Origin of the sequence: Mycobacterium sp. 852002-53434_SCH5985345, assembly GCF_001667155.1 — a bacterium.
GTDB lineage: Bacteria > Actinomycetota > Actinomycetes > Mycobacteriales > Mycobacteriaceae > Mycobacterium.
Window position 1 is genome coordinate 1 of record NZ_LZIE01000010.1, and the last position, 12,534, is coordinate 12,534.

Consider the following 12,534-nt stretch of genomic DNA (forward strand, 5'->3'; position numbering starts at 1 on the left):
ATGGAGTCGTTAGCGATGCGGATGGCTTCGTCTTCGGAGCGATAGGTCATCACCGCCAGCACGGGCCCGAACACCTCTTCCTGGCACAAGCGCATGTCGTTGCGGCAGTCGACGAATGCCGTCGGCTCGTAGTAAAAGCCGCGTTTGAGGTGTTCGGGACGTTTGCCACCAGCCACCAGCGACGCGCCTTCCTCCACCCCGGCCTGAACCAACGACTCGACTCGCTGACGCTGCTGATCCCTGATAAGCGGCCCGACGACAGTGGTGGGATCACGCGGGTCGCCGACCGTGATCATCGGAGCCATCGCTTTCAAGCCATCGACGTACGCGTCGAGCAGGTGCTCGGGCAAGAGAAGTCGCGACGTGACGGTGCACGCCTGTCCGGCATGCATCAGTACCTGTCCGAATCCTATTCCCGCAACGTCACTTTCGGTGACATCGTCGAGAACGATGTGCGCGCTCTTGCCGCCGAGTTCCAGCTGTGCGCGTTTCATGGTTGCCGCCGATAGTTCACGAATGCGTCGACCGGTCGCTGTCGAACCGGTGAATCCGATCATGTCGACGCCTCGGTGGGTGCACAGCTCCTCCCCCACGTCCGCGCCGCCCACGACGACGTTGAACACCCCGGGCGGAAGGCCGGCTTCCTCTCCCACCTTGGCCAGCTCCAGGGCGTTCATTGGGGTCCACGGGTGGGGCTTGAGTACCACGGTGCAGCCGACGGCCAATGCGGCCAGGCACTTTTGGATGTTGATCGAGAAAGGAAAGTTGAACGGGGTGATGACTCCGACCACCCCGACCGGTTCGCGGACCACCGTCACGCCGCCCAGGCCGGTCGGCGACACCACCGGGCCGCCCGGTGTCTCCACCCACGTCACATCGTGTTCGACGAACTCGCCGTAGTAGTGGGCGGCCTCGATGGCGCCGCCAACCTGCACCAGGTCGGTAATGAAGCTCGTCGAGCCGATCTCGGCGACGACTAGCTCTCGAAGTTCCGCTATGCGCTCGTCGAGGATGTCAGCGAACCGCTTGATGACCTTTGCGCGCTCCCGCACCGACATCCACGGCCACGGACCTTCGTCGAAAGCCCGTCGGGCGGCCTCGATCGCCATGGTCGCCTGCTTTGGCCCGCCGTCGACGACTCGTCCGATCAACTCCTCGGTGGCCGGATCGATGACGTCGATGACGCCGAGCGCGTTGTCGCTCAACCACTTGCCGTCGATAAAGCTCTGGTACTCCCGCATCAAACGAACTATGTCAGCGTCGGGTACGGGGCGGGCTCAAAGTCGAAGACCCGGCGAGCATTACCCTGCAGCACTTTGTACTTGTCGAGGTCGGACCGGCCGTCGAGTGCCTTGTGAGCCACCTGAAGGGAATTGGGCCACAGGCTGTCGGTGTGCGGGTAATCCGTTTCAATCATCACATTGTCGACGCCGATGGAGTCGAGGTTAGCCGCCCCGAAGTCATCCTCGATGAAGCAGCCGTACATGTGGTCGCGGAAGAGCTGGCGCGGTGACTCCGGAAAAATCTCGGGGTCGGTGGGTACGGGGGTCAAACGCATCGTTGCCGGGTCAACCGCCCAGTTGTTGGCGCGCAGGTATTGGTAGTCGGCGGCGACATGTTCCGCACGCTCGATGAGGTAGGGAATCCAGCCGATACCTCCCTCGGCCAGCACGATCTTCAGGTCGGGGTACTTCTGCAGCTTCCCCGAGAAGAGCCAGTCGGTGGTCGAGTTCGCCAGGTTGAGGTTGATGTTGACCGCCTGCACCCCAAAGGGTGCGTCAGGCGACGTGGTGGGACTGACCGAGGAGGATCCGATGTGCGTGCACAGCGGCATCTTCGTCTCGTTCACCACCGCGAAGAAATCGTCCCATGCTCCCGAGTGGATGGACGGAAATCCCAGCGGGTGCAGGTTCTCCGAGAAGGCAATGGCTTTCGCGCCCTTGCCGGCGCATCGTAACGTCTCCTCGACGGCCAGTCTGGTATCCCACAGCGGGACGATGACCATCGGGATGTAGCGACCGGGCGCGGCCGCGCACCACTCGTCGATGACGAAGTCGTTGTAGGCCTGCACGCACTTGAGCCCCAGGTCGCGGTCACCGAGGTGGGCGAACATCTGACCGCAGAACCGGGGGAAGAAGGGAAAGTTCAGTCCCGCGATCACATGATCCTCGTCCATGTCAGGGATGCGGGCCACCGGGTCGAAGTATGCGCGGGGCATATCGTCGTAATTCACTGGCAGCGGGGAATACTCGGCCGGCCTTTGGTGAGCCGCGACCAAGATGCCAAGCACCGACGCGCGCGCTTGCTCGTAGACCCACGTATCAACGCCGTCGATGCGCTCGACGTGTGGCACTCGATCGCGGTCGGCGGCCGATGCGCGGTCGACCCACAGGTTCGGTGGCTCGATGATGTGGTCATCGACGGAGATCATCCATTGAAGATCTTGCTTGTCCACGGGTTCCTCCCTGATGTCGCTATTACGTTGGTTGCGAGACGATATCGGCGGTCGCCAGCCGCCTCTCACTGGGCGACGCGGGCGCCCGGGCTGAAGACGACCGGCAAGGCGCGGTAGCCCCGAGTGACCGAGTTCCCGTGGAAGTCGACTTTTGCCCCAGGGGGGATGGCGTAGTCCGGTATCCGATTCAGGGTCTGCTCGACGCCCACCCGAAACTCGAGCCGGGCGAGATTGGAGCCTAAGCAGCGATGGACGCCGGCCCCGAACCCGAGGTGGCGGTTGGTCTGTCGGTCGAGAATGCACTTGTTCGGCTCGTCGAACTCGCGCGAGTCGCGGTTGGCCGCCGCATAGTTCACGACGACCGTCTCGCCGGGACAGAACTTCTGGCCGCTTAGTTCAACCTCTTCCGCCACTGAGCGATGCAGCCCGTGGACCGAACCGGCGAACCGGATGAATTCCTCTATCGCCGTGGGCAACAACTCGGCTTCTCGTACGAGCCGGTCGCGCTCCGAAGCATGAGAGCCCAGATAGAAGAAGGCGAACGACATTGCACTAGATGTTGTTTCGAGCCCCGCCTGCACCAGCAGCATCACATTCGCCACAACGTCGTCGAAGCTCAGTTTTTCGCCGTCGATTTCGGCGGCGAGCAAGACATCGATCAGGTCGTCGCGCGGCGGTTGACCACGGCGTTTGTCGATCTCCTCGCGTACGCGGAGGTAGAGATTCGTCATCGAACCGTTTCGGACCTCTTCGCTCTCACCGTTGATCGCTAGGTCAGCTGTCTCGATGTAGAGCGGCACGTCCTCAACGGGCATGCCGAGTACATACCGGAAGAACACGATCCCCGGCTGCTGCCATGCGACGTCGGCGAGATCGCCGCGGCCCAATTCGATGAAGTTGTCGATCAGCCCGTCGGTGACCGCCCGCACCTGCGGCTCCAAGTCCTTCATGCGACCAGGAGAGAAATACGGGTTGAGAACTTTGCGAAGCTGCTGCTGCCGTGGCGGATCCAAGGTGATAACGATGTCACCGAACGACATCGGGGAGCCTTCCATCCCAACGGGCTTGCTGGAAAAAGTGCGCCAATCCCGCAAGATCTCGTAGCACTCGTCATAGCGGGTGGCGACCCACGCACCCCCCGGCGTCGGGCCCAGGAATGGGACATCCTGGTGACTGAACGGTCCCGCCTCTCGCATAACTGCGTAGACCTCGTAGAGGAAGTCTTGGTCGTTGAAATCCTCATGACGAAGATCGAGGTTCCGGGCGTGTTCCTCCGGTGATTTGCTCAACATGTGCCGTCCTCGTCGACACCGGAACTGCGCATGCCGACACCGTGGTCACGCCACCGTCCATGTGCCATCTGCGCCGGCCCTCGGATTTCTCGCACACGCCGAAATTTGCTTTGGCAGCACAGTAAATCGTCGACCGAGCAGAGTCAAGTCGCACTCGATAACTATCTGAGACCACTTGCATGCGAGCTTCCCCTCAGTCGAAGGGTGCTCGCTAAAGTGTGTGTGATGACTACAGGCGCGCGGCGGCGAGTTCGCGACAAGGACGGCAAACAACGAGCCCTCCTTGAAGCGGCTGCTGAGGTCTTTGCCGAGGCGGGATACGCGGCCGCGGCGACGAAGGAGATCGCCCGTCGCGCCGACTGCTCGGAGGCGATGCTGTTCCACTACTTCGGGGACAAGCGAGGCATCTTCGAGCAAGTTGTTTCTCGACAGATCGCGGACCTCGTCAGCGAGGCCGAAGAGCAAGTCGTGGCGGCCCTGCCTGCCCGCTTCGAGGACTACATCGAGCAGCTTTTTCTTGCGAGACTGAGGATCGATGACCGGGACAGCGGTGTTCCCGGCTGGGACATTTCCGGTCGGGCGCTGTCAGACCCGGACTTCTCGCTGCGGGTGCTGCAACCCAATCACGCGCGCCGTACGGCCGTTATCGCCGAAGGCGTTCGCCACTACCAAGCCGCGGGGCAGATCAGGGCCGACGTCGACGCCGACCTATTCGCGGAGCTGCTGGCTAACTTCATCATCTTCACAACGAGCCTCGGACCACGCTGGTTTGGTACGGGCGAGTCAGACATCCGCGCGCAGATCGAACTGGGTACGCAGGTCCTCGCCAAAGGCGTAAGCACGTCAACTATGAAGCCGCCCGCCAAGCGAGGCGGGCGGGTCCAGCGGGCCCCCAAGGTGCGTGCGGCCGACTAAGAGCTCCCTGACGAGCCCCACCGCGGCCGTGGTTATCGAGTCACACTTGACACTTCAGGTTTCCCATCGCTAGCGTCGTTGCCAGCCAAGCCGCAGCCAATGCGGATGCAGAACACCCTGGTCGACCGGCACGAGCGTGAGGACAGGAAGTGGCGTGTGTGCACCCATCGGCGCGAGTAACTCACTTCCGAAGACATTGACGCGGGAAGTCGCAAGGCGATGAACGCTCTGCGTGGGGTTCGTGTTGTCGAGTGGGCGACGGAGATCTCCGGCCCGTACTGCACCAAGTTGTTCGCCGACCTCGGAGCAGAGGTCATAAAGATAGAAGCCCCAAACGGGGATCCGTTCCGCCGCAGAACGTTTGGCGATCGAAGCGACGCCGACGCGCTGTTCAAATTCTTGAACGCCGGCAAGCGCTCAGTCGTTGGCACTTCGTTGGCCGACCTGGAGGCGCTGATCGTTTCCGCCGATGTGTTCGTCGATTCTCTCGGCCCTGGGGCACTCGACCGCGAGGCCCTACTAAGGCGTGCACCACACCTGGTGATCGTGGCGTTGTCTCCGTACGGATTGACCGGACCGTACCGGGACCGACCCTCGACGGAGTTCACGATCCAGGCAGAGAGCGGAACCCTGGCGTTGCGAGGTCGTCCGGACCAACCGCCCATTCAAGCGGGCGGTCGAATCTTCGAATGGGTCATGGCCAGTTATGCCGCCGTCGGGGCGCTTGGCGCATTGCGTCGGGCTCAACTCGGCGGCGCAGGTGAAATCATTGACTGCTCGTTGCTGGAAACTTGTCACCTCAGCGCCAGCGGATTCGCCGACCTCTACCACGAGTTGGCCGGTCGTCCCCCTTTGACCCTGCCGGCCCGACAGGTTGAAATCCCTTCCATCGAACCAACCGCAGACGGATGGGTGGGCTTCAACACCAACACCCGCCAACAATTCGAGTCGTTCCTGGCAATGATCGGCCGACTGGACCTGCTCGACGATGACCCGGCGTGGGCACTCGCCACGACGCGGTGGGAACGCCGGGACGAGTGGAATCAGATTGTGCGGGAATGGACGACGCAACGTTCCACAGACGAGATCGTCGCGTTGGCCTCCGATCTGCGGATCCCCGTCTCACCAGTCAACAATGGCCAGACCGTGTTGGACCACCCTCAGTTCGCCGCGCGCGGTGTGTGGGGCACGTACGCCGACGGCAGCTTCACCCACCCGCTGGCGCCCTACCAGATCAATGGCCGACGACCCGCCCCAACAGCCGGTGCTCCTCCGCTCGGCGAAATGGCAAAAGTACCCGCCCACAACGGGATTGCGACCGCTGCCGACCGTGCACCGGGACTTCCACTGGACGGCGTACGAATTCTCGACGCGACAGCGTGGTGGGCGGGCCCCTCGTCCACCCACATTCTCGCCGCACTGGGCGCTGAGGTCATTCACCTAGAGTCGACGCACCACCCTGACGGCGCACGGATGGCGGCGGCAGCGTTCGCCAATCAGCCTGAGTGGTGGGAGCGGTCGGGGATGTACCTGGCGACCAACACCAACAAGCGAGGACTCACCCTCGACCTGTCCTCCTCCCAAGGGCGGGAGCTGTTGTTCCGACTTGTCAAGTGCTCCGACATCCTCGTTGAAAACTTCTCCCCACGCGTCTTCGACAACTTCGCCATCACGTGGGAAACCGTCAGTGAGCTCAACCCTCGAATAGTCATGGTTCGAATGCCCGCGTTCGGGCTCGACGGACCATGGCGCAACAACGTGGGTTTCGCGCAAACGATGGAACAGATGACCGGAATGGCGTGGGTGACCGGCCACGAGTACGACCAGCCGCGAATCCCCCGCGGCCCGTGTGACCCACTGGCAGGAATGCACTCCGCATTCGCCATGCTCGCCGGCCTCCGGCAACGGGATCAAACGGACCGCGGGTCGTTCATTGAAGTCTCGATGGTTGAGGCCGCACTCAACGCGGCCGCCGAGCAGGTGGTCGAATTCACCGCCTGTGGCAACCTGATATCGCGACTGGGAAATCGCAGCCGCGACGCCGCCCCACAAGGGCTCTATCAATGCGCGGGGACCGAGCGGTGGCTGGCGATTTCGATCGCCACGGACGAGCAGTGGCGCCTACTGAAGTCGGCTCTGTGTGAACCGGATTGGGCGAACGACCCCGCGTTGGACACTCACGAAGGGCGTGTGCGGGCACATGATGTGATCGATAAGCATCTCGAGCTATGGGCTGGCCACCACGATTCCTCAGCCGCTGCAGAGTTACTCGTCAAACATGGTGTTCCGGCTGCGGATTTGGTAGACGCCAGGATCGGTTCGATGCACCCTCAGCTGGCCGCACGAGGCTTTTTCGAAAGCCTCGATCATCCCATCGTGGGACGGCATCACGTGCCGGCGATTCCCTTCAAGTACCGCAGCGTTGACACGTGGTATCGGTCACCGGCGCCGACTTTGGGGCAGCACAATGCGAGCATCCTCGGTGAGCTGCTCGGGCTCGACGCCTCTTTGATAGCGGCACTGACAGAGCAGGGCGTCATCGGGACCCGACCGGGCGGATTGGACTGAACGGTGAAGCTTCGTGTCGACGCAGAAATGTGCCAGGGCCACAGCCGTTGTTACGCAACATATCCGGAGATGTTCGATATCGACGACGCCGGGATCGCCTTCGTCACCGTCAGAGATATACCGCCGGAATGGGAGGGTCGGGCGCACCATGCGATCGCGAACTGTCCTGAACGTGCCATAAATATCGTTAAGGAGTCGCCATGAAGACCAACGGAGCAGTTCTGTGGGGGCTGAACGAGAAGTGGTCGGTGGAAGAGATCGAACTCGATCCGCCGCAATCCGGTGAACTTCTGGTCGAATTCGAAGCCACCGGATTGTGCCATTCCGACCACCACATCCGCACCGGCGACATGTTCGGGGTGAGCTTTCCCTTAATAGGTGGACACGAAGGGGCGGGCATCGTTCAAGAGGTCGGTCCGGGAGTGCGCGATGTGGCGGTGGGAGACCACGTAGTGACATCATTTCTGCCGGCCTGCGGTCGCTGCCGCTGGTGCGCTACGGGGCGTCAAAACCTTTGTGACTTCGGGGCGACCATCCTCGCGGGAGTCCAGGCCGACGGCACCTTCCGGCGCCGCGCCAGAGGACGGGGCATCGGAGCCCTCTCAGGCGTCGGCAGTTTCGCTCAATGGGGCGTGTTGTCGGAAGCCTCCGTCGTCAAGATCGACGACGATGTGTCGCTATCGCGCGCATGCCTTCTCGGCTGCGGCGTCACCACCGGCTGGGGCTCGGCCGTCAATACCGCGAACGTCAGTCCCGGCGACGTGGTGCTCGTGGTCGGCTGCGGGGGGATCGGCAGCGGTGCCATTCAGGGCGCTCGGCTGGCGGGAGCGGAGCAGATCGTCGTCGTCGATATAGAGCCTAGCAAGCGCGACAAAGCGTTTCAGTTCGGAGCCACTCACTTCGCCACCTCGATAGAGGAAGCAAACCAGTTAGTCGGCGAGATTACGCGTGGAGTCATGGCCGACTCGGCAATCCTCACGCCAGGCGTGCTCGAAGGCGCGATGATCAACGACGCGCTCAATGCGGTGCGGAAGGGCGGTGCCGTGGTGGTCACCGCTCTGGCATCGATGTCCGACGTGACGCCTACGCTGCCGCTGACGTTGTTCACGCTGTTCCAAAAACGACTCCTGGGCAGCCTGTACGGCGAAGCCAACCCGCGGGCCGACATCCCTCGCCTCATAAGCCTCTATCGAAGCGGCAAGCTGTTGCTCGACGAAACCGTCACCACCGAGTACAAGCTCGACGACATCAATGAGGCCTACGACGACATGCTCGCAGGCCGCAACATCCGTGGGGTGATCATCCACGACCATTGAGTCTTAGAAGGACGAATCCGTATCAGTTTCCAGCCCGCTCAAGATGATTCACCTACTCGCCGTGAAGGGATTTCACTCATGTCTTCGCCAGCCGATGTCGTCCGCCACTTCTGCGCATTGATGGAGCGGCGGGACCCCGAAGCGTTGCGTCCCCTCCTCGCCGAAGGGGCCGTTTATCAGAATGTGGGGATGCCCGCCTTCACCGGACCAGACGCCATCGTGGAGAACATGGCCGCCCAGTTCGCGATGTTCCCGGACGCCTACGCGTTCGAAATCGTCAACCTCGCCACCGAGGGTTCCGTGGTGCTCACCGAACGCCTGGACTACATCCAGGCTCCGGACGGACGCAAGCCGGCCATCCCGGTAATGGGGACCTTCGTCGTCGATGACGATGGAAGGATCACTCGCTGGACCGATTATTTCGACCTGAATCTGACGATCAAGCTCCTTCAAGGTGAGGACATCAGCGCCCTGGTGCCGGCGACCGCATGAGTTGGGACATTGATCATTTCGAGCTTCGTTGGGAATGAGGGAGCCATGCGCGTGCCAAGGGCCGTCGCAAACTTCAATAGTCGAGTCACCAATCCAGCGGCTCGGTCGATCACGCCATGGCTTCCCGGTCAAGGGACCCTCGAACATGTCGGACGCAAATCAGGCAAGCGTTATCGAACGCCGCTGTTGGTTTTTCCCATCCACGACGGCTTCGTCGTTCTGATCGGGTACGGGCTGAAATCGGACTGGTTGACGAATGTGTTCGCCAGTGGACAGGCGGTGCTGCACAAGCGCGGCAAGAGTATCGCGCTCGCCAATCCCCGCCTCCTGAGTAAAGCTGAGGGCGCAGCGCTCGTTACGGGGCTATCTGGTGTGTTCTACCGCCTGTTTCCGTACAACGAAGCGGCGCTGGTGTTGACCAAAGTCAACTCCACGCAGTGACTTTGGGCAGTAGAGCGAAGAAGTTGAGGCGGCGTTTTCATGCAAGGACGGCCGGCAACCTTTCCCAGCCTCGGACTGTCGATGTTGTGGTCATGCGTGCCCCAGACATATCGATGGTCCACTCGGGGAAGCGGTTGAGCACCTCGTCGAGTGCCACGCGTCCCTCCATCCGGGCTAATGACGCTCCCAGGCAGTAGTGCACGCCAACACCGAAGCCGACATGGGCTCCGGCTTTACGGTGAATGTTGAAGACGTCACCATCGGGTGGGAATTGCCGGTGGTCACGGTTCGCAGCACCGGCGAGCAACATCATGATGCTGCCGGCTGGCACGTGCTGCCCGTAGTACGGCATATCGCGTGTGAGGGTGCGCGCGATGTGTGGCGCGGGGGGTTCGAAACGCAGCAGCTCCTCGATTGTGCCGGCAATCAGGCTGCGATCGGCGACCAGCTCCCGCCGCTGCTCGGGATGCTCGGCTAAAACCTTGCCCGCCCATCCGATTAGGCGGGTCGTTGTCTCGGCGCCGCCCGCAGCCACCAGCGTGATGCAAATCAGTAGTTCCTCACGGGTCAACCCCCGTGTCGTGCCATCGAGGTCGGTGAATTCGACGCCGAGCAATTCGGTGACAATGTCGTCGGAGGGGTGTTCAGCGCGCCAGTCGAGGTAGTCGGCGAATAACTGCCCTGTTTCCAGCCCTGAGGACGCGGCTTTCATTTCCCCGCCGGCTTCGGTGTTGACGTGACCTTCGGCGAGGTCGAGGACCTCATGCCGCATCTCGTCGGGAATTCCCAGCAGCCTGCACACGACTCTCACCGGCATCTCGGCACCCAAATTGGCGATGAAGTCAAAGCCCCCGGTACCGACGAACGGATCTAGGCTCTCGGCACAGAATTGCCGTGCGGTGGCCTCGACCTCGCTCATCTTGCGTGGTGTGAACATGCGAGAAAGGCTCTGCCGATAGATGTCGTGAAGGGGCGGGTCCTCCATCAGAAACAGTCCGGGCGGAATCGGCATGTCAGCCTTGATCAACTCGAGAATGTTGCCCCGGGCAGAGCTGAACGTCTCATGGTCATTCAGCGCCGCATGCACGTCGTCGAATCGGCTCAGCGCGTAAAAGCTGTGTTGTTCGTTGTAGGACAACGGCGCCTCCTCGCGGAGCCGCTGAAACAGCGGATACGGGTCGGCGTTGAGTTCGACATCGTAGGGGTCGTAGAACACCTCACTCGCAGTCTTGACACCCATAAATCTGCAACTCCCTCCATCGGGCGCATCCGACCGTTCGTCGGACGAACTACTGGGTAGGTCAGGACAGCACGCACCTGCGAGCCGCGATAATCGAGCCACGCACAACCGTGCTCATCCTGACGCCGCAGGGCAATTCAGTCAATGACTTAGTAATCCCCCCCTGGCTATGAAATTTCATTCACGATCCGTCAATCGCCTGCGACACGACCGCTCATGACCTGGGCGTGGGCATCCGCGGCGCCTCGAACTAATCGTGAACGAGGGTCGGCTGATTTCCATCGATGGCGGGTACGCGACGCCTCAATCTCCTTGGGGCCCAGTTTGCGACAGCGAGGTGCGTCTTTCTGTTTCGAAGTGGCGGTCCACCGATGCGTGTCGTTCGTGGATCGATAGCGACGCCATCCGTGGATAGAGGATCGCTGGACCGAGCCATCGAGTAATGAACCGGCGCATTTCGACTCCCTCGCGGGGTGGTTGTACGGGATCGGTCAGGATGGACTGCACTGTGCGCAGGGTCATTTCGGCGAGTTCAGCGAGCGCGGTGCCGTCGTACCCGTGCAGCTTCCAATCCACATCGAACCGGTGGAAGACAGACAAACAGATTGTGATGGCCGTGTCGGAAGTCAAAGAGGTGGCGGCTTCGCCCTCATGCCGCCGGGTCAGCAGATTTTCCAGCTGTGGATCACCGGCAAGATTGTCGATTCCAAACGACACGCTTTCGACGATTGCCGCGACTGGGTCGTTGAGTCCCCGAACGTGTTCCGCGACTTGGTCGATGAAACCGTCGACCGCACGCATCGCGCTGGCGATGAGCAGCGCGTCGGCATTGGGAAAGTAGCGGTACACCGTCTGGCGAGTGACTCCGACTTTCCGGGCGACGTCGGCCAGGCGTATCGCTGGTCCGTGTTCGGCGACCACATCGGCCACCGCATTCAGAATGCGGTCGATTGCCTCCTCGTCCGAGGCGGGCGTAGATCCCGCCCAGCCGCGACTACGCATCCGCCGTCACGAGGCTTTCGGCCTCGAACTTGATCTCGAGTGTTTCGGGGCCGCTCATTCCCAGCAGGGATTTCCACGGGGCCGAACCGACGCGATGGGGCGCACGGAGACGTCGGGTGAGGACTGTAAGCGCTTCTGCCAATTCCCGACGTGCGAGGTTCGCCCCGAGACAATAGTGCGCACCGCCGCCGAAGGTCAGAATTGCGGGCAAATCCTGGCGTGCGATGTCGAAGCGGTCAGCATCGTCATAGATCGCTGGATCACGATTGGCTGCAAAGGTATTCACGACTACGAAAGTCCCTGCCGGGAACATGTAGCCGCCGAATTCGGCATCCTCGGTGGCGGCGCGCGGCGCGATACAGACCGCCGGTGAGTGACGCATGCTCTCCTCGACCGCCTGCATCGCAAGTTCTGGTTGGTCGCCCAGCTTCGCCCATTGATCCGGATGATCGCAGAGCACCTGCACCGACGCGGCCAGCTGGTTTCGCGTCGTATCCGTTCCCGCCATCAGGAAGCCGGCCACCAGACTGCGCAGTTCGTCGAGATTCAGCCGGTCACCGTCGCTTTCGGCGCGGATGAGCTCGGACAGCAGATCATCGGTCAGGTTGTTTCGGCGAGCGGCGACCATGTCGTCGACGTACGCGTCGAGTTCACCCCAGGCGCGCATGATCGCGTCTTCATCGAAGGTGGCGTCGGTCTGCAAACTGAAGGCCTTGAAGATGTGGTCAGTCCATTGTGCGAACAGATGCCAGTCCTCGCGGGGCGCGCCGATCAGCGCGCACATGATGGGGGTGGGGTAAGGGCGGGCAATGT

General features: G+C 61.9%; 12 protein-coding genes. 6 read left to right on the top strand and 6 right to left on the bottom strand.

The genetic code is table 11. From position 1 onward, the window contains the following. The 3 genes from A5756_RS01805 to A5756_RS01815 all read right to left on the bottom strand — a co-directional run. On the bottom strand, positions 1-1,241 hold a 1,241-nt coding region (locus A5756_RS01805; protein ID WP_066946006.1), incomplete at its 3' end, for an aldehyde dehydrogenase family protein. Between the two features lie 8 nt (positions 1,242-1,249). Continuing rightward, entirely contained in the window at positions 1,250-2,455 is a 1,206-nt protein-coding gene (locus A5756_RS01810; protein WP_082948236.1) for an amidohydrolase family protein, read from the bottom strand. A gap of 65 nt (positions 2,456-2,520) precedes the next feature. After that, the gene (locus A5756_RS01815; protein WP_197505721.1) at positions 2,521-3,747 is read right to left on the bottom strand and encodes a cytochrome P450; all 1,227 of its coding nucleotides are present in this window, start codon (positions 3,745-3,747) and stop codon (positions 2,521-2,523) included. Positions 3,748-3,972: 225 nt separating this feature from the next. On the opposite strand from A5756_RS01815, the gene A5756_RS01820 reads away from it, so the two are divergent. From A5756_RS01820 to A5756_RS01840, 6 genes are all read left to right on the top strand, one after another. Beyond that, positions 3,973-4,662 carry a TetR/AcrR family transcriptional regulator gene (locus A5756_RS01820; RefSeq protein ID WP_066946009.1) on the top strand — a complete coding sequence of 230 codons (690 nt, stop codon included), beginning with the start codon at positions 3,973-3,975 and terminating at the stop codon, positions 4,660-4,662. Positions 4,663-4,881: 219 nt separating this feature from the next. Then, positions 4,882-7,230: a CaiB/BaiF CoA-transferase family protein gene (locus A5756_RS01825; RefSeq protein ID WP_066946012.1), complete on the top strand. Its 2,349-nt coding sequence runs from the start codon at positions 4,882-4,884 to the stop codon at positions 7,228-7,230. Positions 7,231-7,233: 3 nt separating this feature from the next. Continuing rightward, positions 7,234-7,434 (top strand): ferredoxin, encoded by a 201-nt coding sequence (locus A5756_RS25190; protein WP_082959128.1) that lies wholly within the window; start codon positions 7,234-7,236, stop codon positions 7,432-7,434. Further along, positions 7,431-8,546, top strand: coding sequence for an NDMA-dependent alcohol dehydrogenase (locus A5756_RS01830; RefSeq protein WP_066946015.1), 1,116 nt, complete (start codon positions 7,431-7,433; stop codon positions 8,544-8,546). The genes A5756_RS25190 and A5756_RS01830 overlap by 4 nt, the downstream gene beginning before the upstream one ends. Positions 8,547-8,624: 78 nt before the next feature. Further along, positions 8,625-9,038 carry a limonene-1,2-epoxide hydrolase family protein gene (locus A5756_RS01835; RefSeq protein WP_066946018.1) on the top strand — a complete coding sequence of 138 codons (414 nt, stop codon included), beginning with the start codon at positions 8,625-8,627 and terminating at the stop codon, positions 9,036-9,038. A 45-nt stretch (positions 9,039-9,083) separates the two neighbouring features. Then, on the top strand, positions 9,084-9,479 hold the full coding sequence (locus A5756_RS01840) for a nitroreductase family deazaflavin-dependent oxidoreductase (protein WP_066946022.1): 396 nt from the start codon (positions 9,084-9,086) through the stop codon (positions 9,477-9,479). A 37-nt stretch (positions 9,480-9,516) separates the two neighbouring features. Here the strand turns inward: A5756_RS01840 and A5756_RS01845 are convergent, their stop codons facing one another. The 3 genes from A5756_RS01845 to A5756_RS01855 all read right to left on the bottom strand — a co-directional run. After that, on the bottom strand, positions 9,517-10,719 hold the full coding sequence (locus A5756_RS01845; protein WP_066946025.1) for a cytochrome P450: 1,203 nt from the start codon (positions 10,717-10,719) through the stop codon (positions 9,517-9,519). Between the two features lie 303 nt (positions 10,720-11,022). Then, positions 11,023-11,721 (bottom strand): TetR/AcrR family transcriptional regulator, encoded by a 699-nt coding sequence (locus tag A5756_RS01850; RefSeq protein ID WP_066946029.1) that lies wholly within the window; start codon positions 11,719-11,721, stop codon positions 11,023-11,025. After that, on the bottom strand, positions 11,714-12,534 hold an 821-nt coding region (locus tag A5756_RS01855; protein WP_066946039.1), incomplete at its 5' end, for a cytochrome P450. The genes A5756_RS01850 and A5756_RS01855, both read right to left, overlap by 8 nt.

Excerpts from the sequence above, each read along its gene's own strand:
- A5756_RS01815 (WP_197505721.1), bottom strand. The coding sequence starts at position 3,747 with ATGTTGAGCAAATCACCGGAGGAACACGCCCGGAACCTCGATCTTCGT.
- A5756_RS01820 (WP_066946009.1), top strand. The coding sequence starts at position 3,973 with ATGACTACAGGCGCGCGGCGGCGAGTTCGCGACAAGGACGGCAAACAA.
- A5756_RS01825 (WP_066946012.1), top strand. The coding sequence starts at position 4,882 with ATGAACGCTCTGCGTGGGGTTCGTGTTGTCGAGTGGGCGACGGAGATC.
- A5756_RS01830 (WP_066946015.1), top strand. The coding sequence starts at position 7,431 with ATGAAGACCAACGGAGCAGTTCTGTGGGGGCTGAACGAGAAGTGGTCG.
- A5756_RS01835 (WP_066946018.1), top strand. The coding sequence starts at position 8,625 with ATGTCTTCGCCAGCCGATGTCGTCCGCCACTTCTGCGCATTGATGGAG.
- A5756_RS01840 (WP_066946022.1), top strand. The coding sequence starts at position 9,084 with ATGCGCGTGCCAAGGGCCGTCGCAAACTTCAATAGTCGAGTCACCAAT.
- A5756_RS01845 (WP_066946025.1), bottom strand. The coding sequence starts at position 10,719 with ATGGGTGTCAAGACTGCGAGTGAGGTGTTCTACGACCCCTACGATGTC.
- A5756_RS01850 (WP_066946029.1), bottom strand. The coding sequence starts at position 11,721 with ATGCGTAGTCGCGGCTGGGCGGGATCTACGCCCGCCTCGGACGAGGAG.